At 60.0% G+C, this 24440-nt stretch carries 22 protein-coding genes; 12 read left to right on the forward strand and 10 right to left on the reverse strand.

Annotated elements, in window-relative coordinates:
• Positions 1 to 26: 26 nt before the first annotated feature.
• Together focA and ycaO are read right to left on the reverse strand one after the other, a co-directional pair.
• On the reverse strand, positions 27 to 875 hold the full coding sequence (focA, locus tag ABNP46_RS08835; protein WP_349922021.1) for a formate transporter FocA: 849 nt from the start codon (positions 873 to 875) through the stop codon (positions 27 to 29).
• Positions 876 to 1258: 383 nt separating this feature from the next.
• Positions 1259 to 3019 (reverse strand): 30S ribosomal protein S12 methylthiotransferase accessory factor YcaO, encoded by a 1761-nt coding sequence (ycaO, locus tag ABNP46_RS08840; protein WP_349922022.1) that lies wholly within the window; start codon positions 3017 to 3019, stop codon positions 1259 to 1261.
• A 278-nt stretch (positions 3020 to 3297) separates the two neighbouring features.
• Between ycaO and ABNP46_RS08845 the strand changes: the two genes are divergently transcribed.
• Positions 3298 to 3996, forward strand: a complete 699-nt coding sequence (locus ABNP46_RS08845) for a B3/B4 domain-containing protein (protein WP_349922023.1) — start codon at positions 3298 to 3300, stop codon at positions 3994 to 3996.
• 293 nt (positions 3997 to 4289) lie between these two features.
• On the opposite strand, the gene sugE is transcribed toward ABNP46_RS08845, so the two are convergent.
• Positions 4290 to 4604 (reverse strand): quaternary ammonium compound efflux SMR transporter SugE, encoded by a 315-nt coding sequence (gene sugE, locus ABNP46_RS08850; RefSeq protein ID WP_349922024.1) that lies wholly within the window; start codon positions 4602 to 4604, stop codon positions 4290 to 4292.
• 337 nt (positions 4605 to 4941) lie between these two features.
• On the opposite strand from sugE, the gene asd reads away from it, so the two are divergent.
• Positions 4942 to 6054, forward strand: coding sequence for an aspartate-semialdehyde dehydrogenase (gene asd / locus ABNP46_RS08855; protein ID WP_349922025.1), 1113 nt, complete (start codon positions 4942 to 4944; stop codon positions 6052 to 6054).
• Positions 6055 to 6181: 127 nt separating this feature from the next.
• On the opposite strand, the gene cspD is transcribed toward asd, so the two are convergent.
• Complete coding sequence (gene cspD / locus ABNP46_RS08860) at positions 6182 to 6400, reverse strand: cold shock-like protein CspD (protein ID WP_005300025.1); 219 nt, start codon at positions 6398 to 6400, stop codon at positions 6182 to 6184.
• Positions 6401 to 6628: 228 nt separating this feature from the next.
• On the opposite strand from cspD, the gene clpS reads away from it, so the two are divergent.
• Together clpS and clpA are read left to right on the forward strand one after the other, a co-directional pair.
• A complete protein-coding gene (gene clpS / locus ABNP46_RS08865) occupies positions 6629 to 6946 on the forward strand; it encodes an ATP-dependent Clp protease adapter ClpS (protein ID WP_349922026.1) in 318 nt (105 codons plus the stop codon).
• A 60-nt stretch (positions 6947 to 7006) separates the two neighbouring features.
• Entirely contained in the window at positions 7007 to 9259 is a 2253-nt protein-coding gene (gene clpA, locus ABNP46_RS08870; RefSeq protein WP_349922027.1) for an ATP-dependent Clp protease ATP-binding subunit ClpA, read from the forward strand.
• 69 nt (positions 9260 to 9328) lie between these two features.
• On the opposite strand, the gene infA is transcribed toward clpA, so the two are convergent.
• The 3 genes from infA to aat all read right to left on the reverse strand — a co-directional run bounded on the left by infA (position 9329) and on the right by aat (position 11036).
• Positions 9329 to 9547, reverse strand: coding sequence for a translation initiation factor IF-1 (gene infA, locus ABNP46_RS08875; RefSeq protein WP_005300033.1), 219 nt, complete (start codon positions 9545 to 9547; stop codon positions 9329 to 9331).
• A gap of 68 nt (positions 9548 to 9615) precedes the next feature.
• Entirely contained in the window at positions 9616 to 10332 is a 717-nt protein-coding gene (locus ABNP46_RS08880; RefSeq protein WP_349922028.1) for an arginyltransferase, read from the reverse strand.
• Positions 10329 to 11036: a leucyl/phenylalanyl-tRNA--protein transferase gene (gene aat / locus ABNP46_RS08885; protein ID WP_349922029.1), complete on the reverse strand. Its 708-nt coding sequence runs from the start codon at positions 11034 to 11036 to the stop codon at positions 10329 to 10331. The genes ABNP46_RS08880 and aat overlap by 4 nt, the downstream gene beginning before the upstream one ends.
• Positions 11037 to 11053: 17 nt before the next feature.
• Between aat and ABNP46_RS08890 the strand changes: the two genes are divergently transcribed.
• Positions 11054 to 11524, forward strand: a complete 471-nt coding sequence (locus ABNP46_RS08890; RefSeq protein WP_349922030.1) for a glycine zipper 2TM domain-containing protein — start codon at positions 11054 to 11056, stop codon at positions 11522 to 11524.
• Positions 11525 to 11627: 103 nt separating this feature from the next.
• On the opposite strand, the gene ABNP46_RS08895 is transcribed toward ABNP46_RS08890, so the two are convergent.
• From ABNP46_RS08895 to ald, 3 genes are all read right to left on the reverse strand, one after another.
• On the reverse strand, positions 11628 to 12869 hold the full coding sequence (locus ABNP46_RS08895) for a diguanylate cyclase (RefSeq protein WP_349922031.1): 1242 nt from the start codon (positions 12867 to 12869) through the stop codon (positions 11628 to 11630).
• 57 nt (positions 12870 to 12926) lie between these two features.
• On the reverse strand, positions 12927 to 13877 hold the full coding sequence (trxB, locus tag ABNP46_RS08900) for a thioredoxin-disulfide reductase (RefSeq protein WP_349922032.1): 951 nt from the start codon (positions 13875 to 13877) through the stop codon (positions 12927 to 12929).
• Positions 13878 to 14052: 175 nt separating this feature from the next.
• On the reverse strand, positions 14053 to 15168 hold the full coding sequence (gene ald, locus ABNP46_RS08905; protein ID WP_349922033.1) for an alanine dehydrogenase: 1116 nt from the start codon (positions 15166 to 15168) through the stop codon (positions 14053 to 14055).
• Positions 15169 to 15318: 150 nt separating this feature from the next.
• Between ald and lrp the strand changes: the two genes are divergently transcribed.
• The 7 genes from lrp to purF all read left to right on the forward strand — a co-directional run bounded on the left by lrp (position 15319) and on the right by purF (position 24407).
• Positions 15319 to 15810, forward strand: a complete 492-nt coding sequence (gene lrp, locus ABNP46_RS08910) for a leucine-responsive transcriptional regulator Lrp (protein ID WP_005300047.1) — start codon at positions 15319 to 15321, stop codon at positions 15808 to 15810.
• Positions 15811 to 16005: 195 nt separating this feature from the next.
• Positions 16006 to 18504 (forward strand): DNA translocase FtsK, encoded by a 2499-nt coding sequence (locus tag ABNP46_RS08915; RefSeq protein WP_349922034.1) that lies wholly within the window; start codon positions 16006 to 16008, stop codon positions 18502 to 18504.
• A gap of 68 nt (positions 18505 to 18572) precedes the next feature.
• Positions 18573 to 19181, forward strand: a complete 609-nt coding sequence (gene lolA / locus ABNP46_RS08920; protein ID WP_349922035.1) for an outer membrane lipoprotein chaperone LolA — start codon at positions 18573 to 18575, stop codon at positions 19179 to 19181.
• A 70-nt stretch (positions 19182 to 19251) separates the two neighbouring features.
• Positions 19252 to 20589 carry a replication-associated recombination protein A gene (locus ABNP46_RS08925; protein ID WP_349922036.1) on the forward strand — a complete coding sequence of 446 codons (1338 nt, stop codon included), beginning with the start codon at positions 19252 to 19254 and terminating at the stop codon, positions 20587 to 20589.
• A 302-nt stretch (positions 20590 to 20891) separates the two neighbouring features.
• Positions 20892 to 22187, forward strand: a complete 1296-nt coding sequence (gene serS, locus ABNP46_RS08930) for a serine--tRNA ligase (protein WP_349922037.1) — start codon at positions 20892 to 20894, stop codon at positions 22185 to 22187.
• Positions 22188 to 22376: 189 nt separating this feature from the next.
• Entirely contained in the window at positions 22377 to 22868 is a 492-nt protein-coding gene (locus ABNP46_RS08935) for a CvpA family protein (RefSeq protein ID WP_349922038.1), read from the forward strand.
• An 18-nt stretch (positions 22869 to 22886) separates the two neighbouring features.
• Positions 22887 to 24407: an amidophosphoribosyltransferase gene (gene purF / locus ABNP46_RS08940; protein WP_349922039.1), complete on the forward strand. Its 1521-nt coding sequence runs from the start codon at positions 22887 to 22889 to the stop codon at positions 24405 to 24407.
• The last annotated feature ends 33 nt before the right edge of the window (positions 24408 to 24440 follow it).

The following is a 24440-nucleotide window of genomic DNA, read 5'->3' on the forward strand; positions in this document are numbered from 1 at the left end:
AGGTATTTATGTGTCTGTCGCCGTCCTTAATGATGGCGACGGAAGATAAACCAGTAAGTCAAACCAACCATTACGCCGCCGCCAATGATGTTGCCAATGGTCACCGGAATGAGGTTGTGTAGCACGAAGTTGGATACGGTCAGATCGGCGAAGCTTGCCGGATCCTGGCCGATGGCCTGCCAGAATTCCGGACCGGCCACGCTGTGAATGGCGATGCCAACCGGGATCATAAACATGTTTGCGATGCTGTGCTCGAAACCGGAGGCCACGAACATGGCGACGGGGAGCAGCATGACCATCACCTTGTCGGTGGCACTGCGGGCACCAAAGGCCATCCACACGGCGAGACACACCATGAGGTTGCAGAGAATACCGAGGGCGACGGCTTCGAAGAAGCTGTGATGAAGCTTGTGCTGGGCCACGTTGAGGGCATTGAGGCCCCACTGGCCGTTGGCGGCGGTGTACTCGGCGGACATGATGATGAGGCCGACCATGATGAGGCCACCGATGAGGTTGCCAAAGTAGACCAGACCCCAGTTCTTGAACAGCTGCGCCCAGCTGATGCGATTGGCCGCCTTGGCCACCAGAGTCAGGGTGGTGGAGGTGAACAGCTCGGCACCGAGCAGCACGCACAGGATGAGGCCGAGGGAGAAGCACAGACCGCCAACCAGTTTGGCCATGCCCCAGGACATGCCGCTGCTGCCGGTGGTGACCGTGATATAGAAGATGAACGCGATGGCGATGAAGGCGCCGGCCGTGATGGCCAGGGGGATGACCTTGTATGCAGGCTTGGTGGCCTTGGCATAGGTAATGTCTTCGGCCAATGCGGCGATGGCTTCGGGCTTGAGACAATCAAAGGGAGATTCTGCTTTCAATTCTCATGTACCTGCATATTTTGCCTGTGGAAATCATAACAAAGGGGCATTTCGTCAAATTTGACTCGGATCAAGAATTACAGATTGTGAATGTAATTTTACTACAGAAATTTTACCCCGCTGGCAGCTTGACTTTACACCCGATTTCATGTGAAACAGAAATGCATTTTACAGTAAGTTAATGATTTAATGTGACATTATTTTGTTTTTGGCAAAAATACATCGTCAATCTATCTTTGCGGCAGCCCCGCACAGAAGTACCGAGGTTGACAACCCCCTTAGGGGTATTTTTTGTTATTTATTTCATCCCTGAATAACAAACAGCCCAAAGCGTAGACCATAAAACAGAAGGGGCCATCAGGCCCCTTCGTCACATTACCACATCAGGCCCAAGAATGGGCTCGTTTGGCCTTCTGTAGCTTCTCATAGGCCGCCAGCAACTTCTGGTGCAGCGGGAATTGAGACAGGGACAGATCGGCGGCCTCCAGCCCATGGAAGCGGGCCTCGCCACTGGCGTGGGCCCAGGCCTCGGCCAGCGCCGCTTCCCCGAACATGCGGGCGAACACCGGACGGTACTGCTCAGGATCGCGCTCCTCGTCCAGGAACAGCTCGACGCAGGCACGCAGGGCGCGGTAGTAGTTGGCGCGATCGCTTGGGAACACCGACTGGTTGAACTCCATGGTCCAGTCGATGAGATCCAGCGCGCTCTCCAGCTCGCCAGCAGCCAGTGCCAGCATGGCTTTGAGTTCACCGACGCGCAGGGTGTGCAGGGCGGTGCCCTTGGCGGCAGCGATGCCGAGCAGCTCGCGCACCCGGGTACGCTCGTCGTGACCCTCTTCATCGAGCTGATCGAACAGCGCCATGTACTGCTCGGCATCCCACTCCAGGGACGGCAGCGCCAGGATCACTTCCCGCAGGTGCGCGCCCATGGTGTTGTTGGCCAGCAGCAGATCCTCGACCGGGTAGATGTCGGACATGCCGGGCACCAGGATGCGACAGGCATAGACGCCAAGGTGCTCGTAGTCGGCGATGTAGACCGGCTGCTCCAGCTCATGGAAGATGCCGATCAGGTGATCGAACTCCTCCTGAGAGCTGCCACGGAAGTCCCAGTCGGCGAACTCGAAATCGCTCTCCTGCTTGAACAGATCCCAGCTGATGAGACCGGAGGAGTCGATGAAGTGGGTCTCCAGGTTGTGGTGATCCGCCACCTGCTCGTTGTCGAACGAGGGGGGCACGAACACGTCCAGATCTTTCAGGCCACGGCCCTGCAGCAGCTCGGTGACGGTACGCTCGAACGCCACTTCAAAGCGCGGGTGGGCACCGAAGGAGGCGAAGCAGGTGCCGTTGCTCGGGTTGAGCAACACCACGCAGATGACGGGGTAACGACCGCCCAGGGAGGCATCGAAGCTGTAGATGGGGAAGCCTTCGGCCTCGAGCGCATCGATGGAGGCCTTGATCCCCGGGTAGCGGGCGATCACGTCGCTCGGAATTTCCGGCAGGCTGATGGCCTCGGCGATGATCTTGTTCTTCACGTGACGCTCGAACACCTCGGACAGCCCCTGGGTGCGGGCCTCGGTCTTGGTGTTGCCGGCGCTCATGCCGTTGGAGACATAGAGGTTGCCGATGATGTTCATCGGGATGTAGACGGTCTGGTGATCAGACTGGCGCTCGAACGGCAGGGCGACGATGCCGCGGCCCTCGTTGCCCGATTGCAGGTCCACCAGCATGTCGGCGGTCACTTCCCCGTCCGGGTTGTAGAACTTGCGGGTGAAGCTGTCGAGCAGCCCGGCGGGCAGCTGATCCCCCTCGATGGGGAACCACTTCTCGTTCGGGTAGTGAACGAAGTCGCCATTCGCGACCTGCTCGCCCAGATAGAAGTCGGCGAAGAAGTAGTTGGTGGAGAGACGCTCGAAGTATTCGCCAAGGGCGGAGGCGAGTGCCGCCTTCTTGCTGGCACCCTTGCCGTTGGTGAAGCACAGGGCGCACTCCTTGTCGCGGATATGCACGGACCAGACGTTGGGCACGGGGTTGAGCCAGGAGGCTTCTTCTATATCAAACCCCAGGGCTTGCAGCTTGGTCTGGAAGCGTTCGATGGAGTCTTCCAGCGCCGCGTCCTTGCCGGGAATAAAGGTGTGGTCGGTCATCACAATATCCTGATTTTATTGACTCATGTTAGGCCGCAGATAATAGCATGAGTCGGCGGGGACAATCCCACCCCAGAGGTTGTGAGGAGTGCCATCGGCGGCCGATCTGCCTCTTCTTCATTAGTTTCTCTAAACAACATTAAGAAAAAGTAGTTTTTTTTATGATTCGGCCTCCGCCATCATGGGGCCCTCTTGCTGCGGAAGACAAGATGCGGCGCGCACCGGCGCGGGCCGCTCTTCATGATTGTCTGTCCGGAGCCCATTTATCGGGAGTTGCTATGCCATTGATGACACCACAAATTGCACCCGGCGTGACCGACTTGGCACCGGGATTTCGGGCCCTGAGCATTCTGGTCGACGGGGCCCCCATCGTCGATGCCGAGGTCGGTGCCCGGGCGCTGGCGCGGGCCTGTCAGTCGGTCGACGCCGACGGGGCCCCCTGGGCGCAGGCCCACCTCGATGCCTGGGGCGAGGTCTTCAAACGCTTTGGCGCCAAGCCCCAGCGTTTCCCCTGTTCGGCACTGGCCCTGCGCAAGCGGGTGCAGCGGGACGGCAGCCTGCCCAGCATCGATCCCGTGGTGGATCTCTACAACGCCATCAGCATCGAATACGCCATTCCGGTCGGGGGGGAAGATCTCACCGCCTATGAGGGGGCACCGCGCCTCATCGTGGCCGATGGCAGCGAGCTGTTTGACACCATAAAGGAGGGGGAGCCCGCCTTTGAGTGTCCGGAACCTGGCGAAGTGGTGTGGCGTGACGACAAGGGGGTGACCTGCCGGCGCTGGAACTGGCGCCAGGGGATCAGAACCCGGCTCAGCGCCGAGTCCGGCCAGATGTGGTTCATCCTGGAAAGCCTGCCGCCAATGCCGCTCTCGGCCTTGCAGGAGGCCGGCGATCGGCTCATCGAAGGATTGCGGCAGATGATGCCGGAGGCCCGCATCGAACATGAGCTGATCGGCAGTCTGACGCAGGCATAAGGCTGGCAGAGCCATAAATAAGGAAAGGCAAGAAGAGGGCCACCCTGGGTGGCCCTTTTTATATGCGTGGATCGCGCATGACAGAGCAGGGATGGCGAGCGCCGACCCAGGGATCAATGCCGATTCATGGCAGTGAGAGATGCTATTCCCTATACATTTCGCAGAATAAGCTGAATGAAAAGTCGCAACGGGCAGTGAGATGTTGGTGCGATTCTGTGCCACCCGGCACGGCGTCCTGTGCCGAACACGGCGATGATGCAGGGGATCGGTCAGTCCGATCCCCATTTTATGGTTTAGCCAACAAACTTCAGCCCCAGGATGCCGCCGATGATCAGCAGCAGGCAGAGGATGCGCGCCAGGGTGGCGGGTTCGTTGAACAGCCAGATCCCCATCAGCACGGTGCCGACGGCGCCGATGCCGGTCCAGACCGCGTAGGCGGTGCCAAGGGGCAGCTGCTTGACCGCCATGGCGAGCAAGAACACGCTCACCCCCATGGCAGAGAGGGTCAGCAGGGTGGGGAGGGGGCGGCTGAAGCCGTCGGTGTATTTGAGGCCAATGGCCCAGGCGACCTCGAACAGGCCAGCCAGTAGCAGGAGTAACCACGCCATCAGGGAGTTTCCGAAGGGGCAGGGTCGTCCCTGCGAGCAGAGGAGCCTCGGGGTCGTCCCCGAGGGGCAGCCGGGCTGCCAGATCCCGTCCATCATGCCTCAAGGTGCGCTTGGCTGCCAGGGGTTGCCAGCGGCAATCGCACCAGGGGGGTATTGCGGCAATCGACACAGAATATTGCGCAATTCGACTTGCGCCCGCCGCGACAATCCGTAATGTGGACAGACGCATGCGTGCAACACCATTCTTGTGATCCATTTGTAAACGGACCCCGCGTCCGGCAAGGGATCCGGGCGTTTGATACACAGTTTCTATAGCAGCTATCCAGGGTAGGACATTATGAAAAAAGTAGGTTTGGTCGGTTGGCGGGGCATGGTGGGTTCGGTACTGATGAGCCGGATGCAGGAAGAGAAAGACTTTGCCCGTATCCAGCCCACCTTCTTCACCACCTCCCAGGCCGGTGAGGCCGCCCCCAATTTCGGCGTCGATGCCGGCACCCTGCAGGATGCCTTCGACATCGAGGCGCTGGCGGCGCAGGAGATCATCATCACCGCCCAGGGCGGCGATTACACCAAGGATGTCTATCCACGTCTGCTGGCCACCGGCTGGCAAGGCTACTGGATCGATGCCGCCTCCTCCCTGCGCATGGACAAGGATGCCGTCATCATCCTGGATCCGGTCAATGGCGATGTGATTGAGCAGGCCCTGGCCAAGGGCGTCAAGACCTTCGTCGGTGGCAACTGCACCGTCAGCCTGATGCTGCTGGCCCTGGGCGGCCTGTTCAAGGCAGACCTGGTGGAGTGGGTGAGCGTGGCGACCTATCAGGCTGCTTCCGGTGGCGGTGCCCGCCACATGCGCGAGTTGGTCACCCAGATGGGCCTGCTGCGGGACGAAGTGGCGGTGGAGCTGGCGGATCCCGCCTCTGCCATCCTCGACATCGAGCGCAAGATCACCGAGAAGACCCGCTCCGGCACCCTGCCGGTGGACAACTTCGGCGTGCCGCTGGCCGGCGGCCTCATCCCCTGGATTGACACCAAGCTCGACAACGGTCAGAGCCGTGAGGAGTGGAAGGGCCAGGCGGAGACCAACAAGATCCTGGGTATCGAAGATGCGGCCATTCCGGTGGACGGCCTCTGCGTGCGGATCGGCGCCCTGCGTTGCCACAGCCAGGCTTTCACCATCAAGCTGAAAAAAGACGTGCCGCTGGCCGAGATCGAGGCGCTGCTCGCCGCACACAACGACTGGGTGAAGGTCATTCCAAACGATCGCGATATCACCGCCCGTGAGCTGACTCCGGCCGCCGTCACCGGCACCCTCAGCATCCCGGTGGGACGTCTGCGCAAGCTCAACATGGGTCCGGAATACCTGGCCGCCTTCACCGTGGGTGATCAGCTGCTGTGGGGGGCCGCCGAGCCGCTGCGCCGGATGCTGAACATCCTGCTGGCGCGCTGAGGAACTATCGCTTACCCGTTCCGAGCAGTAAAAAAGGAAGGCCAGGCCTTCCTTTTTCTATGTATTTTTCCCAATAAAAAACGGCAGCCGCGTGGCCTGCCGTTTTTTAATTTATCCAGTTTGACTCTTACATGTTCTGTGCTTCGTTTGGCACGATGACAGAGGCGTGATTTCCTTTCGGCCCCTGCTGCAGTTCAAAGTTGACTGCTTGACCTGCTTTCAAGGTCTTGTAACCTTCCATTTGAATCGTGGAGTAGTGAGCGAAGATATCTTCACCACCGCCTTCCGGACAGATAAACCCAAATCCTTTTGCGTTGTTGAACCACTTGACTGTTCCGGTTGCCATACATCTACATCCTTTTATTGATTACCCTGAAGTCGTTGAGTAACCTGCGCCAGCCTTATATAACTAGAGCATCAGCCCATAGCAGACGGGCGCCGATTAGCAAGTAACCAATCTAGTCCAACTTTTGAGCGAGTCAAGAAGTTGTTAACAACCGATGTGATCTGGTTAACAAGTCTATTGACAATCCTGAGCGAGACGGTAGTAATCTAGAGGTACCAAAGCGCAATTATGAGCAAGCAGAAAGAACTCTTTGCTAATGAAGAGATTGCAGAAGCAGAGAAAACGAAGCTGCAACCGCCATCCATGTACAAGGTTGTGTTGAACAACGATGACTACACACCCATGGAGTTCGTGGTGGAGGTGCTGCAAAGGTTCTTTGGTATGGACTTGGACAAGGCAACTCAGGTCATGCTGAGTGTGCATTATAGTGGTAAGGGAGTCTGCGGCACCTTTACCGCCGAGATTGCCGAGACCAAGGTAGTCCAGGTCAACACCTACGCACGTAACAACGAACATCCACTGCTATGTACCATGGAAAAGGTTTGAATCTGATGACTTGATGGCGATAACGACACCGCATTGTGGCTGTACTGAGGGGAGGTGCCTATGTTGAACAAAGATCTAGAAAAGACGCTGAACGAGGCTTTCAAACTGGCCCGTGACGAGCGCCACGAATTCATGACAGTCGAGCACCTGTTGTTAGCCCTGCTGGATAACAGCTCAGCCCATGAGGCGCTGAGTTCATGTGGTGCGGACGTGGAGCAACTGCGCAAGGAAATTCGCGCATTCATCAACCAGACTACCCCGCTCATCCCCCGGGATGACGAAGACCGTGAAACCCAACCCACCTTAGGCTTCCAGCGCGTGCTGCAACGGGCCGTATTCCACGTCCAATCCTCCGGCAATACCGAGGTGAGCGGCGCCAATGTGCTGGTGGCCATCTTCAGCGAGCAGGAGTCCCAGGCCGCTTACTTCCTGAAAAAGGCCGAGATAAGCCGACTGGATGTGGTGAACTTCCTCTCCCATGGGGTACGCAAGGACAGCAAGCCCGAGAGTGGCGGCAACAATGCCGAGTCTGACGATGAGGTTTCCTCCGCCCAGATCGAGAGTTTTGCCACCAACCTCAACCAGCTGGTGCTGGAAGGGCGCATCGACCCCCTCATCGGGCGTGATCAGGAACTCAACCGCACCATCCAGGTACTCTGCCGCCGCCGCAAGAACAACCCCCTGCTTGTCGGGGAAGCCGGCGTGGGCAAGACCGCCATCGCCGAAGGGCTGGCCTATCGGATCGTCAAGGGCGACGTGCCAGAGGTGATCGCAGGCAGCACCATCTATTCCCTGGACATGGGCTCCCTGCTGGCGGGAACCAAGTATCGCGGTGACTTCGAGAAGCGCCTCAAGGTGCTGCTCAAGCAGATTGAACGTCAGGAAGGGGCCATCCTCTTCATCGACGAAATCCATACCATCATAGGAGCGGGGGCAGCCTCCGGTGGGCAACTGGATGCCGCCAACCTCATCAAGCCGCTGCTCTCCAATGGCTTGCTGCGCTGCGTCGGCTCCACCACGTATCAGGAGTATTCCCAAATCTTCGAGAAAGACCGTGCCCTGGCGCGCCGCTTCCAGAAGATCGATATCGTCGAGCCGAGCGTGGACGACACCACCCGCATCCTGATGGGGCTCAAGAGCCGCTATGAATCGCACCACGGTGTGCGTTACACAGTGAAAGCGATCCGGGCGGCAGTAGAGCTCTCGGCCAAGTACATCAACGATCGTCACCTGCCGGACAAGGCCATCGACGTGATCGACGAGGCGGGGGCGGGCCAGCGGCTGCTGCCAGCCAGCAAGCGTAAAAAAGTGATCAATGTGCCGGAGATTGAAGCCATCGTGGCCAAGATCGCCCGTATCCCGGAGAAATCTGTTTCTTCCTCCGACAAGGAAGTACTGAAGAACCTGGAGCGCAATCTCAAGATGGTGGTGTTCGGGCAAGACAAGGCCATTACCGTGCTGACCGATGCCATCCGTCTGTCACGCTCCGGTCTTGGCAACGAGCGCAGGCCGGTGGGCTGCTTCCTGTTTGCCGGCCCGACCGGGGTAGGCAAGACAGAGGTCACCCAGCAGCTTGGCAAGGCGCTCGGTGTTGAGGTGCTGCGCTTTGACATGTCCGAATACATGGAGCGCCATACCGTTTCCCGCTTGATCGGGGCACCTCCCGGCTATGTGGGCTTCGAGCAGGGGGGGCTGTTGACCGATTCCGTCCTCAAGCACCCGCACTCCGTGGTGTTGCTGGACGAGATCGAAAAGGCGCACCCGGATGTGTTCAACCTGCTGCTGCAGGTGATGGACAACGGTACCCTGACGGATAACAACGGCCGCAAGGCGGATTTCCGTAACGTGATCCTGGTGATGACCACCAACGCCGGTGTGCAGGAGACCCAGCGCAAGTCCATCGGCTTCCAGCAGCAGGACATGAGCCACGATGCCATGGCAGTGATCAACAAGACGTTCAGTCCGGAATTCCGCAACCGGCTCGATCACACCATCTGGTTCAATCATCTGGACATGCAGGTGATCCACCAGGTCGTCGACAAGTTCATCGTCGAACTGCAGGTGCAGCTGGATGCCAAGGGCGTGTCCCTCGAGGTGTCAGAAGGGGCGCGTCACTGGCTGGCCGAGAAGGGATACGACAGAGCCATGGGTGCCAGACCCATGGGACGGGTCATTCAGGAACACCTCAAGAAGCCGTTGGCTAATGAGATCCTGTTTGGTTCCCTGGTCGATGGTGGGGTGGTGAAAGTGGAACTGGTGAATGACAGCCTCAGCTTTGATTTTCAGGTCAATGTTGAAGCTGTGTCCCACTAAATCTCGCTGACGACAGAAATAGCAAAAAACCCCAACCGAGAGGCTGGGGTTTTTTGCTGAATTCCTGGCTTAGCGAGAGCGGAAAACAATACGTCCCTTGGAGAGATCGTACGGAGTCAGAGCCACCGTTACTTTGTCCCCAGTCAGGATACGGATGTAGTTTTTGCGCATCTTGCCGGAAATATGAGCGATAACCACGTGACCATTTTCCAGTTCCACACGGAACATGGTATTGGGCAAGGTTTCGAGAATGGTACCCTGCATCTCAATACTGTCTTCTTTAGCCATTGAATCCTCTTGATAAGCCACAACAAAAAACCGCTGGATCATGCCGGATTTAAGGCTATGTGTAAAGTTTACTCGGGCTTGGCGTCGATCTTTTTCCATTCTCCCTGTACCAGCAGTTCATGAGGCAGGTACTGGCGTTTGTAATTCATCTTGCGGCACGCCTCCACCAGATAACCCAGATACAGCCAACTGCGGCCGGTTCGTCGGGCCAGTTCCAACTGACTCAGAATGGCGAAGGTGCCCAGTGAGCGATCGGCGTAGTCCGGATCGAAGAAGGTATACATGGCGCTCAGGGAGTGGGGCAGCAGATCCGTGGTGGCGACCCCGATGAGGCGCCCCTCCTTGCGCATCTCCAGATAGAGCGGGGGCATCCAGTCACAGTGCAGGAAGCCCTTGTATTGGGTTCGGCTCGGTGGATACATGCTGCCGTCACGGTGGCGCTCGCGGATGTAACGCTCGTAGAGCTGATAGTACTCGGGCTTGTCGTCGTAACTCAGCACCAGTTCGATATCCCGGTTCTGCTGACGCACGCGCTTCTGGCCCCGGCTCGGCACAAAGAGTTCGCTGTGAATGCGAAGGGATTGGCAGGCGCTGCAGGCCGGGCAGTGGGGACGATAGATGTCGTTGCCGCTGCGTCGGAATCCCGCCGTCAGCAGTCGCTCGTAACCGTTGGCATTGAGCAGGTCGTGATCCATCAGCACCAGCAGCTGCTCCTGCTCGTGGCCGAGGTAGCTGCACGGGTGCCTGGGGGTCAATCCCACTTTGAGGATGACTTCTTCGGTCATAGGCTGATGCTCCGCGGTTGCCAGCAGCCCGCCTGCAGGGGTTGCTGGGTCAGCCGGTTCAAGGCACTCAAGAACTGCGACCTCGGCCATTGCTCGATCCCGAGGGTGGCGAGGAAGTCATTTTGCATCTGGCAATCGATGAGGGCACCGCCGTGGCGGGCAAAGTGGCGACAGAGCGCGACCATGGCCAGCTTGGCGCCGTTATCGATGCGGCTGAACATGGATTCACCGCAGAAGAGGCGCCCGAGGGAGAGCCCGTAGAGCCCGGCTCGCAGCTCTCCCTCCTGCCAGATCTCGACAGAGTGGGCGTGGCCCAGGCGATGGAGTTGTTGATAGGCGTCGATCATGGGGGTGCTTATCCAGGTTCCACTGGCGCTGCGACGGGGGGCGGCACAGGCCACTATCACCTCATTAAAGGCGCGATTGACGGAAATATCGAATGAGGTACGCCGGATGGCCTTGTGCAGGCTGCGACCAATGTGCAGTTGATCCGGCAGGACCACGCCCCTGGGATCCGGTGACCACCAGAGCAGCGGCTGGTGGGGTTCATTCCATGGGAAGATCCCCCTGTGATAAGCTGCCAGCAGACGGTCAGGGGAGAGATCCCCCCCGATGGCCAGCAGACCGTTGGGCTCTTCCAGCGCGTGGCGGGGGTCGGGAAACCAGCACAGCTCATCATCCAGTTGGGTGAGATAGCGAGACATAAGACAGAGGTTCACAGATGAAGGCCATTCTCCTGATAGTATCCAGCTTGCTCTGCTTTGTCACGGCAGCCGCCTGGGCTGCGCCTTATGAGCGCAACACGGCGCGCCCCGTGGATCAGGTGGTGTTTGGCCAGGTCGATACGGTGCGCAACATCACCCAGCGCCAGATAGTGGAGTCCGAGCACAGTGGCTGGAAGACCCTGGGCGGCGCCGTGCTGGGAGGTCTGCTTGGCAACCAGTTTGGCGGTGGTCACGGGCGGGAAATTGCGACCGCCGTCGGGGCGCTCGCGGGGGCGGCAGCGGTGCAGCACTACCAGTCTGACGACAGCGTGGTGGAAAACAAACTGGTGGAGCTGCTCATTCGCAACGAGCAGAACGGCCTCATCAACGTGATCCAGGATTACGATCCGGCCATGGTCTTTGCGAGCGGTGACAAGGTGCGCATTCTCTATTTCAGCGACGGGGTGCGGGTCGACAAGACCTATTGAGCGGCTGACTGTGGCCAAGCAGAGATAAAGAAGAAGGGAAATGAACCCGGCGCCGCAAGAGAGCGGGCCGGGCGGGACTACACGGAGTGCCTTGGCGAGACGCTCAGGCTTCCTGACACACTATCTTGTCGCGACCGGTGTTCTTTGCCAGATAGAGCTGGCGATCCGCCTCGGACAGTGCTTCATCCATGGAGAGCCGCCCGACGTTGATGACGCCAAAACTGGCGCGCACGAACAGCGGGGTCTCCCGGGAGAGGGGTTGCTGGCGCATCTGCTGGCGCAGACCTTCCAACCGCTTGAGCAGCACGGGTACGGTGCAATGAGGCACCATCAGGGCGAACTCCTCGCCACCGAAGCGGGCGATCATGGCATCGGGGAAGAACTGGGCGAGCAGCCGGGTCAGATGGCAGAGCAGCTGATCGCCGATGGCGTGACCCCAGTGATCGTTGACCTGCTTGAAATGATCCACATCGAGTACGCAGAGGGAGAGCTGCGTCTGCTGCTGTTGGTGCTCCTCGAACCACTTCTGGCCCTCGTTGAACCAGTAACGCCGGTTGTAGAGCCCGGTCAGATAGTCGCGGTTGGCCGACTCCTGAATGTTGTTGAACTGCTCGAGGGCCTCCAGATTGTGGCTGACCCGGCATTGCAGCTCCTCGGGCTCGAACGGCTGGTTGAGAAAGTCGTTGGCCCCCTGCTTGAGGTAACGGGCCGAGAGGCCGCGCTTGTCCGACACCGAGATACCGATGATGGCGAGCTGCTGCTTGCTGTAGCGCTCACGCAGCATGCGTACCAGGCTGATGCCGTCGATCTCCGGCATGTAGTAATCCACCAGTACCAGCCGGATGGCCGGGTGCTGCTCCAGCAGGGTCAGGGCATCGCGGGCGCAGTTGGCTTCGTGCACCTGCAGCAGTTGCTTGCGCAGCTGCGCCATGGTGCGGTGGCGCGAGGTAAGGGAGTCATCCACCACCAGCACCTCGATGGCCTGATTGAGGTAGAGGCGATGCACCAGGCTCACGGCGTATTGGAGCGAGTGACGGGAATCCTTCATCACATAATCCAGCACTCCGGCCTCCAGCCAGGCTTCCCGCTTCTCCTCGCTGATGTCGGCGGTGAGGATCACCACCGGCAAGCCCTGCTCCAGCAGTACCTTGACCGCTTCTCCACTCGGGGCATCCGGCAGAGTGAGATCCACTAGGGCCACCACATACTCTTCTCCCTGGCAGTGGCGGGCGCCCGCCAGGGTATCGAAGGCATCCACTTCCAGCCCGGTTTGCTGGGCGATGGCCTGGATCAGCATCCGGCGGATCGTCAGGCTGTCTTCGACTATCAATATTTTTCGCTTCATCCGGCTCCTTAAAAAGAAAAGGGCATGCCTCTTGGCATGCCCTTTATATCCTTGCGCTTATTGCGCGTCCAGATATCGCTCAGCATCCAGGGCCGCCATGCAGCCCGTGCCGGCGGAGGTGATGGCCTGACGGTAGACGTGATCGGCCACGTCACCGGCGGCGAAGACTCCCTCGATGCTGGTCTGGGTGGCAAATCCCTCGAGACCGCCACGTACCTTGAGGTAGCCATTCTCCATCGCCAGCTGGCCGGCGAAGATCTGGGTATTGGGCTGGTGGCCGATGGCGATGAAGACCCCCATCAGCGGCAGCTCGGTGGTGCTGTCATCGCGGGTGCTGCGCAGGCGTACACCGGTGACGCCCATTTCATCGCCCAGCACCTCGTCCAGGGTCTGGTGGGTGTGCAACACGATGTTGCCGCTCGCTACCTTGTCGTGCAGGCGCTTGATCAGGATCTTCTCGGCGCGGAACTCGTCGCGGCGATGGATGAGGTGCACCTTCTTGGCGATGTTGGCCAGATAGAGGGCCTCTTCCACGGCGGTGTTGCCGCCGCCGACCACGGCCACTTCCTGATTGCGATAGAAGAAACCATCACAGGTGGCGCAGGCGGAGACGCCGCGACCCTTGAACGCCTCTTCCGAGGGCAGACCCAGGTATTTGGCGGAGGCACCGGTAGCGATGATGAGCGCATCGCAGCTGTATTCACCGTTGTCGCCCTTGAGGCGGAACGGGCGCTGGGTCAGTTCGACCTCATTGATGTGGTCGAACAGGATGCGGGTATCGAATTTTTCGGCATGGGCCTGCATGCGCTCCATCAGGGCCGGGCCGGTCAGCCCTTCCGCGTCACCTGGCCAGTTTTCCACTTCCGTGGTGGTGGTCAGCTGACCACCTTGCTGCATGCCGGTGACCAGCAGGGGATTGAGGTTGGCGCGGGCGGCGTAGACGGCGGCGGTGTAGCCTGCCGGGCCGGACCCCAGGATCAGCAGTTTGCTGTGAGTGACTTGGCTCATGATGTGATTTCCGAGACGTGATGAGTTTGCGCGATTGTAGGTAATTCGTGATCCGGGGTCAAAGGGCGGTGCATCGATTGTGGCAATCGCCTTGAAAGGGGGGAGGGGGCAGGAAAAGAGCCATAAAAAAACCGCCCATCGCGGGCGGATTTTCACTCATCGACTCGGCGGGCGATCAGTTCAACAGGGTCAGGGGATCGGTGTAGGCCAGGTTATGCGCCTCGGCCACTTCCCGGCAGGTGATCTTGCCCGCCATCACGTTCAGGCCGTGCAGCAGGTGGGGATCGCCGAGCAGCGCCTTGCGATAACCCTGATCCGCCAGCCGGATGATGAAGGGCAGGGTGGCGTTGTTGAGGGCCACGGTGGAGGTGCGGGCCACGGCACCCGGCATGTTGGCCACACAATAGTGCACCACCTCATCCACGATAAAGGTGGGATCCTGGTGGGTGGTGGCGTGAGAGGTTTCCACGCAGCCACCCTGATCGATGGCCACATCGACGATGGCCGAACCCGGCTTCATGCGCGCAATATGGTCACGGCTGACAAGTTTTGGCGCAGTGGCACCGGGTACCAGTACACCGCCGATGACCAGATCCGCTGCCAGGATGTGGCGCTCCAGGGTCTCGCGATTGGAGTAAACCACCTTGGCTGCGCCCTGGAACTCGCTGTCGAGACGGCGCAGGGTGTCGATGTTGTTATCAAGGATGGTGACGTCTGCGCGCAGGCCGATGGCCATGCGGGCCGCGTTGGAGCCCACGACCCCGCCACCGATGATCACCACCTTGGCCGGTTCCACGCCGGGCACGCCACCGAGCAGCACACCGCTACCGCCACGGGATTTCTCCAGCGCCTGGGCGCCGGCTTGAATAGACATGCGTCCGGCCACCTCCGACATGGGGGCCAGCAGGGGCAGGCCGCCACGGGTATCGGTGACGGTTTCGTAGGCGATGCAGACCGCGCCGCTGTCGACCAGTTCCCGGGTCTGGGCCAGGTCTGGCGCCAGATGCAGGTAGGTGAACAGGGTCTGGCCCGGGCGCAACATGGCACGCTCGACCGCCTGGGGCTCCTTCACTTTGACGATCATCTCCGCCTTGGCGAAAACATCGGCAGCAGAGGCCAAAATTTCGGCGCCAGCAGCCAGATAATCTGCGTCAGTGAAGCCAATGCCACTTCCTGCCCCGCTTTGCACGAAAACAGTATGGTTTCGTGCTGTTAGTTCACGTACACTGGCTGGAACCATGCCTACGCGATATTCATGGTTTTTTATTTCCTTAGGTACACCGATAATCATGCTATCCCTCGTCTATCGATTGGTGGTTTATGTTGCCAATGTGTTAAGCAACATTTGCGCCTAGTATATTCAGGTATTGACAGGATTTGTGACCATTATTATAAAATGACTGGTGATTCTTACCAAAAAATAGCCAAAGGATGGAATTAAATGATGGAAGCTAAGAGTCGGCTGAAGGATTTGGACAGGATTGACCGCAACATTCTGAACGAACTGCAAAAGGACGGCAGGATTTCGAATGTTGAGTTGTCCAAGCGAGTTGGCCTGAGTCCTACACCGTGTCTTGAACGGGTTCGTCGCCTCGAGCGACAAGGTTATATCGAAGGATATGCCGCCATTCTGAACCCTCATTATCTTGACGCGTCCCTGCTGGTATTCGTGGAAATTACCCTCAATCGTGGTGCTCCCGACGTGTTTGAACAGTTCAACAAGGCTGTTCAGGTACTCGAAGAGATCCAGGAGTGCCACCTGGTCTCCGGCGATTTTGACTATCTGCTCAAGACCCGTGTTAGCGACATGTCGGCTTACCGCCGTCTGCTTGGGGAGACGCTGCTGCGCCTGCCCGGGGTCAACGACACCCGCACCTACGTGGTGATGGAAGAGGTCAAACAGAGTAGTCGTCTGGTGATCAGCACCCGCTAAGGTGGGTTGTGCTGTGACTTGCTTGTTCAACGACGAGTCACGATAGTCAGAAACGAGCGGCTGGTCCGCTCGTTTCTTCTTATCACCTGGTGATAACCATGGCCGCCCACAGGCACAGGCTGACAATCGGTGGGCTTTTCAGGGATACTAGGCCACCTATCCCCGCATTACTCGTTTTCAGAAAGGAGCCGGAGTTTGGCCGACAAAAAGCTGTTTACTCCTTTATCAGGTACCCAACGGATCTTCGAGGCCGTCTTGATCGCCATCACCCTGATGGCTGCCTATCTCTTACTCGCCTTGTTGTCCTATCACCCCGCCGATCCCGGCTGGTCCCAAACCTCCTGGCAGGGGGATGTGAAGAACCTGGCGGGCAGTGCCGGTGCCTGGCTTGCCGATATCACCATGTTCACCTTCGGTGCCTTCTCCTATCTGGTTCCCCCTCTGGTCGTCTTGCTCGGCTGGAGCCTCTTCTGGCGCCCGAGCAAACTGCTGGAAGTGGACTATCTCACCCTGTCGGTACGCATCATCGGCTTCGTATTGACGGTGCTTGGCATGTCGGCCATCGCCAGCATGAACTTCAACGATCTGCAAAACTTCTCCGCCGGCGGCCTGGTGGGGGACGTGATCGCCTCCGCCGTGGTGCCGCTGTTTGGTGGCGTTGGTGCCAACCTGATGTTGCTCTGCTTCGTGGCTACCGGCATCACCCTGTTTACCGGCTGGTCCTGGCTTACCATTGTCGAGCGCATCGGTGCGAGCTGCACCGGCAGCGTCAGCGCCATCTACCATTTCCCCACCACCCTGGGTCGCTGGCTGACCGGTGGCTGGCGCCAGCCGCGCATGGAGGGGCCGGATCCCTTGCTGGAAGGGGGCCCGAGTGGCGTCAATCTCGATGACGAGGATGAGCCCCACAGCAGCTGGACCCGTCGCCCCAAGGCGGTCGGCAAGGTGCAAAAGACAAGATCTGACGAATACCTGCCGGAGCTGGACGAGGATACCTTCCAGTTCGATCCGCAATTTGACGACGATGATGACGCGCCAGCCCCCGCGGCCAAGGCCAAGCGTCCGGCCCGTGCCCAGCCGCAGCTGGCCAACGAAGAGGAAGATGATCTCGATCTGCCCTGGGCGGATGGAGATGACGAACCCGCGGCGCCTGTTGCCGCCGCCCCCGCGCCCAAGGCCAAGCGTCGCCCGCAGCCCAACATGGCACCCTTGCCGAGCCTGGAGCTGCTGGACCGTCCCCCTGCCAAGACCCAAATGATGAGCAAGGACGAGCTGGATCGCATGGGCCGCCTGGTGGAAGCCAAGCTCGCCGATTACAACGTGCAGGCCAAGGTGGTCGGCGTCTACCCGGGCCCCGTCATCACCCGCTTCGAGCTGGACCTGGCGCCGGGCATGAAGGCGAGCAAGATCACCAACCTGTCGCGAGACCTGGCCCGCTCTTTGTCTGCCAGCAGCGTGCGGGTAGTGGAAGTCATCCCGGGCAAGACCTTCGTCGGCATCGAGTTGCCCAACCGGGTGCGCCAGACCGTCTACCTGCGCGAGACCCTGGACTGCGAAGCCTTCACCGGCAGCCACAACCCGCTCACCATGGGTCTGGGTCAGGACATCGCCGGTGAACCCGTGGTGGTGAACCTCGCCAAGATGCCGCACCTGCTGGTGGCCGGTACCACGGGCTCGGGCAAGTCGGTGGGGGTGAACACCATGATCATCTCCATGCTCTACAAGTCCTCCCCGGAAGATCTGCGCTTCATCATGATCGACCCCAAGATGCTGGAGCTGTCGGTCTATGAGGGGATCCCTCATCTGCTGACCGAGGTGGTCACCGACATGAAGGATGCCGCCAACGCCCTGCGCTGGTGCGTCGGCGAGATGGAGCGTCGCTACAAGCTGATGTCGGCGGTCGGGGTGCGCAACCTCAAGGGCTACAACGACAAGGTGCTGGCGGCCGCCGCCGAAGGAGAACCCCTGCTGGATCCCCTGTGGCGTCCGGGCGACTCCATGGATCAGATGCCGCCCGAGCTGGTGAAGCTGCCCCACATCGTGGTGGTGGTGGACGAGTTCGCCGACATGATGATGATCGTCGGCAAGAAGGTGGAAGAGCTCATCGCCCGTATCGCCCAGAAGGCGCGGGCCGCCGGTATTCACCTCATCCTCGCGACCCAGCGTCCGTCGGTGGACGTGATCACCGGCCTCATCAAGGCCAACATCCCGACCCGGATCTCCTTCCAGGTGTCGAGCAAGATCGATTCGCGTACCATCCTGGATCAGGGCGGTGCGGAATCCCTGCTCGGCATGGGTGACATGCTCTACATGCCGGCCGGCACCTCCAACCCGACCCGGGTGCACGGCGCCTTCGTCGATGACCACGAGGTCCACAAGGTGGTGGCGGACTGGAAACTGCGCGGCGAGCCGGATTACATCGACGAGATCCTCTCCGGTGAATCGGACGGCGAGGGGAGCGGTGGCGACTACGGCGGTGGTGGCGACGAGGAGCTCGATCCCCTGTTCGACGAGGCGGTGGCCTTCGTGGTGGAATCCCGCCGCGGCTCCACCTCCAGCGTGCAGCGCAAGTTCAAGATTGGCTACAACCGGGCGGCCCGCCTCATCGAACAGATGGAGAATCAGGGCATCGTCAGCTCCCCCGGCGGCAACGGCCAACGGGACGTGCTGGCACCGCCCCCGGTACGCGACTGACTCTTCATATCATCCTGGCCATGTCTGCGGACATGGCCTTTATCTGGCCCTCTGACATGGGAATCGTGATGAAAAAAGCATTGTTGATGGGTTCTGTACTGCTGCTGGCCAGCAGCCAGGTCTGGGCGGATGCCGCCAGCGATCTCAAACAGAAGCTGGCGGGTGTCAGCCTCTTCTCCGCCAAGTTCTCCCAGGTGGTCTATGACAGCAAGGGCAAGGAGCTGCAGCGCGCCGGTGGCGACCTGCTGGTGCAACGCCCCAATCGTTTCAACTGGCACACCACCACCCCGGACGAGAGCCTGATCGTGGCCGACGGCAAGGATGTCTGGATCTACGATCCCTTCGTCGAGCAGGTCACCGCCCTCAAGTTGAAAGACGCCGTGCTCAACACCCCCTTCGTGCTGATCGCCGGCAACGACGACACGCTCTGGAAGAACTATGAAGTGACCCAGCAGGGGGACGTCTACACCGTCACCAGCCGCAACAAGGACGAGCTGATAGCCTCCTTTCGCATCACCTTCGACAGACAGAACAACATCAACCGCTTCGATGTGAAAGAGGCCCAGGGGCAGTGGAGCGAATTCACCCTGAGCAGTTTCAATCGCAAGCCGGCGCTCAAGGGCAATGAGTTCGTGTTCAAGGCACCGAAGGGCGTGGCGCTGGACGACCAACGCTGATGAGCGGGAGCAGGCCGCCGCCCGGTGTTTCATCGGGCGCGGCCTGCTCCCCATTGGACGAGTAACCCTGATGAGCAATTTATCCCTGGATTTTTCGTCGGACTTTCGCCCGCTGGCGGCCCGCATGCGGCCGCAGAACCTGGATCAATACATCGGCCAGCAGCATATCCTGGGGCCCGACAAGCCCCTGCGAAAGGCCATACTGGCGGGCCACTGCCACTCCATGATCCTCTGGGGGCCCCCCGGCACCGGCAAGACCACCCTCGCAGAACTGATGGCGCACTACTGCCAGGCCGAGGTGGAGCGACTCTCGGCGGTCACCTCCGGCATCAAGGAGATCCGCGCGGCCATCGACAAGGCCAAGGAGAACAGCTGGCGCGGGGTGCGCACCATCCTGTTCGTGGACGAGGTGCACCGCTTCAACAAGAGCCAGCAGGATGTGTTCCTGCCCCACATCGAAGACGGCACCATCACCTTCATCGGTGCCACCACCGAAAACCCCTCGTTCGAACTCAACAACGCGCTGCTCTCCCGGGCCCGGGTCTATCTGCTGAAAAGGCTGGAAGAGGCGGACATCCTCGCCATGATCGATCAGGCGCTGACCGATCCCCGCGGCCTGAGTGATCCCGGCCTGCACTTCGCCCCCGGGGTGAAGGAGGCGTTGGCCAAAGCCGTGGACGGGGACGGGCGCAAGTCCCTCAACTACCTGGAGCTCCTGGCCGACATGGCCGAGGCGAACGGAGCGGGGGAGCGGGTTATCGACAGCAGCCTGCTTGCCGCCGTGGTGGGGGAGCACGTGGCCCGTTTCGACAAGGGGGGCGATCACTTCTACGACCTCATCTCGGCGGTGCACAAATCCATTCGCGGCTCGGCGCCGGATGCGGCCCTCTACTGGTATGCCCGCATGGTGAGTGCCGGTTGCGATCCCCTCTATATCGCTCGCCGACTGCTGGCCATCGCCTCGGAGGACGTGGGCAATGCCGATCCCCGTGCCATGCAGGTAGCCCTGTCAGCCTGGGATTGCTTCCATCGCATCGGCCCGGCGGAAGGGGAGCGGGCCATCGCCCAGGCCATCGTCTACCTCGCCTGCGCCCCCAAGAGCAACGCGGTCTATGTTGCCTGGAAGGCGGCGCTCAATGACGCCAGAAACCTGCCGGACTTCGAGGTGCCGCCCCACCTTCGCAACGCCCCCACCAAGCTGATGAGCGAACTCGGCTACGGCGCCGAGTACCGCTACGCCCACGACGAGCCCGGCGCCTATGCCGCCGGCGAGAGCTACTTCCCGCCGGAGCTCGCCGGCAAGCACTACTACCAACCCACCGATCGGGGTCTGGAGAAGCAGATAGGGCAAAAGCTCGATTATCTGCGTGAACTGGACAGTCAAAGCCCGAAAAAACGGGATAAATAAGTCGTTTCAATGAGGCAGGGCAGTGCAATGCGCCGATGGGCGGTGCGAAGTGCCGCCCCTGTCGTAAAACTTGCGAAAAACGACCCCATAACGCCCTGTTCGGGCGGGGGGGCGGTCTGCTACACTGCCCCACTGACCCCGTTGTCTTGGCTCGGTGCCATCTTCTTGATTTTGAAGGCTGGAAAGATCCAACTTTCTTCTTAAAGACGACTGGGGTACGCCAATCGATATTAACTTCCTGATCTGTTTTCTCGCCAGGGCCATGCCCCGGGCTCAGATCTCATTAAAAAAGTAGGTAAACCATGCTGGATCCCAAATATCTGCGCAGCGATATCGCCGAAGCTGCCGCTCGTCTGGCGACACGTGGCTACGTCCTGGACGTAGCGGCTGTCAATGCTCTGGAAGAGAAACGCAAGGATCTGCAGTCCCGCACCCAGGAGCTGCAGGCCGAGCGCAACGCCCGCTCCAAGTCCATCGGTGAGGCAGCTCGTCGTGGTGAAGATGTGGCCCCGCTCAAGGCACAAGTCACCCTGATTAACGAAGAGCTTGAGACCAGCAAGGTTGAACTCGAGGCGCTGCTGCGCGACCTCAAGGCCATCTCCGACGCCATCCCGAACCTGCCGAGCGATACCACCCCGGTGGGCCGTGACGAGAACGACAACGTGGAAGTGCGCCGCTGGGGCACCCCGCGCGCCTTCGATTTCCCGGTGCGCGATCACATCGATCTCGGTGAAGCGGCCAAGGGCGTGGACTTCAAGAACGGGGTCAAGCTCTCCGGTGCCCGTTTCGTGGTGATGAAGGGTCAGATTGCCCGCCTGCACCGCGCCCTGGCGCAGTTCATGCTGGACCTGCACACCCAGCAGCACGGTTATACCGAGTGCTATGTTCCCTACCTGGTGAACCCGGACAGCCTGTACGGCACCGGCCAGCTGCCGAAGTTCTCCGAAGACTTGTTCAACACCGGCATCAACGGGGAAGGGGACGAAGAGGGCCACGTGCGCAAGTTCTCCCTGATCCCGACCTCCGAAGTGCCGCTGACCAACATGGCCCGCGACGAGATCTTCGACGAGCAGGACCTGCCCATCAAGATGACTGCCCACAGCCCCTGCTTCCGCTCCGAAGCGGGCTCCTACGGCCGTGACACCCGTGGCCTCATCCGCATGCACCAGTTCGACAAGGTCGAGATGGTACAGCTGGTGCACCCGGAAAAATCCTGGGATGCCCTGGAAGAGATGGTGGGTCACGCCGAGAAGGTGCTGCAACTGCTGGAGCTGCCGTATCGCGTGATGGCGCTGGCCACCGGTGACATGGGCTTCTGCGCCGCCAAGACCTACGATCTGGAAGTCTGGCTGCCGGCACAGGATACCTACCGCGAGATCTCCTCCGTCTCCAACTGTACCGATTTCCAGGCTCGCCGCATGCAGGGCCGGGTACGCATCGACGGCAAGCCCCAGTTGCTGCATACCCTGAACGGCTCCGGCCTCGCGGTGGGTCGCACCCTGGTGGCGGTGATGGAGAACTATCAGCAGGCCGACGGCCGCATCGCCATTCCCAAGGCGTTGCAGTCCTACATGGGTGGTCTGACCCATATCGGCTAAGCCGAACGCCGTAATGACAACGCCATGGCAGTGCCATGGCGTTGTGCATTTGGGCGCGGCTCAATCGTTTTTTAGTGCCGCAAAACAGGGCTCTATCGACGCTGTAGTGAAGCTTTAACACAATTTTATCAAGCATTGCGCAATCGTTTTTGTTAGACTGCGCCGCAATTTCGCAGGACACCCGTTTCTATGGTCTGGATTGATTACGCCATCATCGGCATCATCGGTTTTTCCGCCCTCATCAGCCTGGTGCGCGGCTTCGTCAAGGAGGCCATGTCCCTTGTCACCTGGTTCGTCGCCTTCTTCATCGCCAGCCATTTCTATTCCGATCTCGCCGTCTATTTCACCTCCTTCTCCGACGCTCTCGTGCGCAATGGCCTGGCCATCGCCGCCCTGTTCGTGGCGACCCTGATCCTCGGCAGCGTGGTGAACTATGTGGTGGGGCTCCTGGTGGACAAGACGGGCCTGTCCGGCACGGATCGGGTGCTCGGCATCTGTTTTGGCGCCATTCGTGGGGTACTGATCGTCAGTGCCCTGCTGTTTTTCATGGATACCTTCACCAGTCTCTCCCAGAGCGACTGGTGGGCGGCATCCAAGCTGGTTCCCGAGTTCAAACCGGTGATCCAGTGGTTTTTTGGGTTCATACAGAGCTCATCGAGTTTCATTCAACCGGTACAGTGACTTCGAGGTAGCAAAGACATGTGTGGTATTGTCGGTATAGTTGGCACCACCCCCGTCAATCAGGCCCTCTACGACGCCTTGACGGTGTTGCAGCACAGGGGACAGGACGCCGCCGGGATCGTGACCATAGACAGTGGAAACTTCCGGCAACGCAAGGCCAACGGCCTGGTGAAGGATGTGTTTGAAGTGCGCCACATGCAGCGTCTGAAAGGGAATATCGGCATAGGACATGTCCGTTATCCCACCGCAGGCAGCTCCAGTGCCGCAGAAGCCCAACCCTTTTATGTGAACTCTCCCTACGGCATGGTGCTGGCCCACAACGGCAACCTCACCAACGCCAAGGCGCTCAAGGAGCAGCAGTTCAAGGTGGCTCGCCGCCACATCAACACCACGTCCGATTCGGAAGTGCTGCTGAACGTGCTGGCCCACGAGCTGGACTTGTGCGACAAGATGGCGCTGGCGCCGGCAGACATCTTCTCTGCGGTGCGCAAGGTGCATCAGCAGATCCGCGGTGCCTACGCTGTGGTCTCCCTGGTGATTGGCCATGGCCTCATCGGTTTCCGTGATCCCAACGGCATCCGCCCGCTGATCCTGGGTCGTCGCACCGACGAGCAGGGACAGATTGAATATATGCTCGCCTCGGAGAGTGTGGCACTGGATGCCATCGGCTTCGAGACCGTGCGTGACGTCGCCCCGGGTGAGGCCATCTACATCACCGAGCAGGGCCAGCTCTTTTCCGAGCAGTGCGCCGACAACCCGCAGATGAGCTCCTGCATCTTCGAGTACGTCTACTTCGCCCGTCCCGATTCGTGCATTGACAAGGTCTCGGTCTACGCCGCCCGCCTCAACATGGGTCGCAAGCTCGGCAAGAAGATCGCCCGCGAGTGGGAAGATCTCGACATCGACGTGGTCATCCCCATCCCCGAGACCTCCTGCGACGTGGCGCTGGAGATCGCCCACACCCTGGACCTGCCTTACCGTCAGGGCTTCGTGAAGAACCGCTACATCGGCCGTACCTTCATCATGCCGGGCCAGACCCAGCGCAAGAAGTCGGTGCGCCGCAAGCTCAACGCCATCGGCTCCGAGTTCAAGGGCAAGAAGGTATTGCTGGTGGATGACTCCATCGTCCGTGGCACCACCTCCGAGCAGATCATCCAGATGGCGCGGGAAGCCGGTGCTGCCAAGGTCTACTTCGCCTCCGCCGCGCCGGAAATTCGCTTCCCCAACGTCTACGGCATCGACATGCCCACCGCCAACGAGCTGATCGCCCATGGCCGGGAAGTGGAAGAGGTATGCAAGATCATCGGTGCAGACGGCCTCATCTTCCAGGATCTGGAAGATCTGGAAGAGGCGGTGCGGGAGATCAACCCCGAGCTGCGCCACTTCGAGACCTCGGTGTTCAACGGCCACTACGTCACCTCCGACGTGGATCAAGGCTATCTGGATCACCTCAATGCCATGCGCAGCGACGACAACAAGGCCGTGCGCGAGTGGCAGGAAGGCACCAGTAACCTGGAAATTTTTAACGAAGGCAGTTAAACGTTTTCTCACGGCTTGCGAGCCGACACGAAA

This window comes from Aeromonas veronii, from assembly GCF_040215105.1.
In the GTDB taxonomy this organism is placed as follows: Bacteria; Pseudomonadota; Gammaproteobacteria; order Enterobacterales; family Aeromonadaceae; genus Aeromonas; species Aeromonas veronii_G.

Bases quoted from the DNA above. Each gene is read 5' to 3' on its own strand.
- serS (WP_349922037.1), top strand. From the start codon at position 20,892: ATGCTGGATCCCAAATATCTGCGCAGCGATATCGCCGAAGCTGCCGCT.
- purF (WP_349922039.1), top strand. From the start codon at position 22,887: ATGTGTGGTATTGTCGGTATAGTTGGCACCACCCCCGTCAATCAGGCC.
- ABNP46_RS08845 (WP_349922023.1), top strand. From the start codon at position 3,298: ATGCCATTGATGACACCACAAATTGCACCCGGCGTGACCGACTTGGCA.
- ABNP46_RS08890 (WP_349922030.1), top strand. From the start codon at position 11,054: ATGAAGGCCATTCTCCTGATAGTATCCAGCTTGCTCTGCTTTGTCACG.
- lolA (WP_349922035.1), top strand. From the start codon at position 18,573: ATGAAAAAAGCATTGTTGATGGGTTCTGTACTGCTGCTGGCCAGCAGC.
- lrp (WP_005300047.1), top strand. From the start codon at position 15,319: ATGATGGAAGCTAAGAGTCGGCTGAAGGATTTGGACAGGATTGACCGC.
- trxB (WP_349922032.1), bottom strand. From the start codon at position 13,877: ATGAGCCAAGTCACTCACAGCAAACTGCTGATCCTGGGGTCCGGCCCG.
- clpA (WP_349922027.1), top strand. From the start codon at position 7,007: ATGTTGAACAAAGATCTAGAAAAGACGCTGAACGAGGCTTTCAAACTG.
- asd (WP_349922025.1), top strand. From the start codon at position 4,942: ATGAAAAAAGTAGGTTTGGTCGGTTGGCGGGGCATGGTGGGTTCGGTA.
- cspD (WP_005300025.1), bottom strand. From the start codon at position 6,400: ATGGCAACCGGAACAGTCAAGTGGTTCAACAACGCAAAAGGATTTGGG.
- ABNP46_RS08895 (WP_349922031.1), bottom strand. From the start codon at position 12,869: ATGAAGCGAAAAATATTGATAGTCGAAGACAGCCTGACGATCCGCCGG.
- clpS (WP_349922026.1), top strand. From the start codon at position 6,629: ATGAGCAAGCAGAAAGAACTCTTTGCTAATGAAGAGATTGCAGAAGCA.
- ABNP46_RS08935 (WP_349922038.1), top strand. From the start codon at position 22,377: ATGGTCTGGATTGATTACGCCATCATCGGCATCATCGGTTTTTCCGCC.
- aat (WP_349922029.1), bottom strand. From the start codon at position 11,036: ATGTCTCGCTATCTCACCCAACTGGATGATGAGCTGTGCTGGTTTCCC.
- ald (WP_349922033.1), bottom strand. From the start codon at position 15,168: ATGATTATCGGTGTACCTAAGGAAATAAAAAACCATGAATATCGCGTA.
- ABNP46_RS08880 (WP_349922028.1), bottom strand. From the start codon at position 10,332: ATGACCGAAGAAGTCATCCTCAAAGTGGGATTGACCCCCAGGCACCCG.
- ycaO (WP_349922022.1), bottom strand. From the start codon at position 3,019: ATGACCGACCACACCTTTATTCCCGGCAAGGACGCGGCGCTGGAAGAC.
- ABNP46_RS08925 (WP_349922036.1), top strand. From the start codon at position 19,252: ATGAGCAATTTATCCCTGGATTTTTCGTCGGACTTTCGCCCGCTGGCG.
- sugE (WP_349922024.1), bottom strand. From the start codon at position 4,604: ATGGCGTGGTTACTCCTGCTACTGGCTGGCCTGTTCGAGGTCGCCTGG.
- infA (WP_005300033.1), bottom strand. From the start codon at position 9,547: ATGGCTAAAGAAGACAGTATTGAGATGCAGGGTACCATTCTCGAAACC.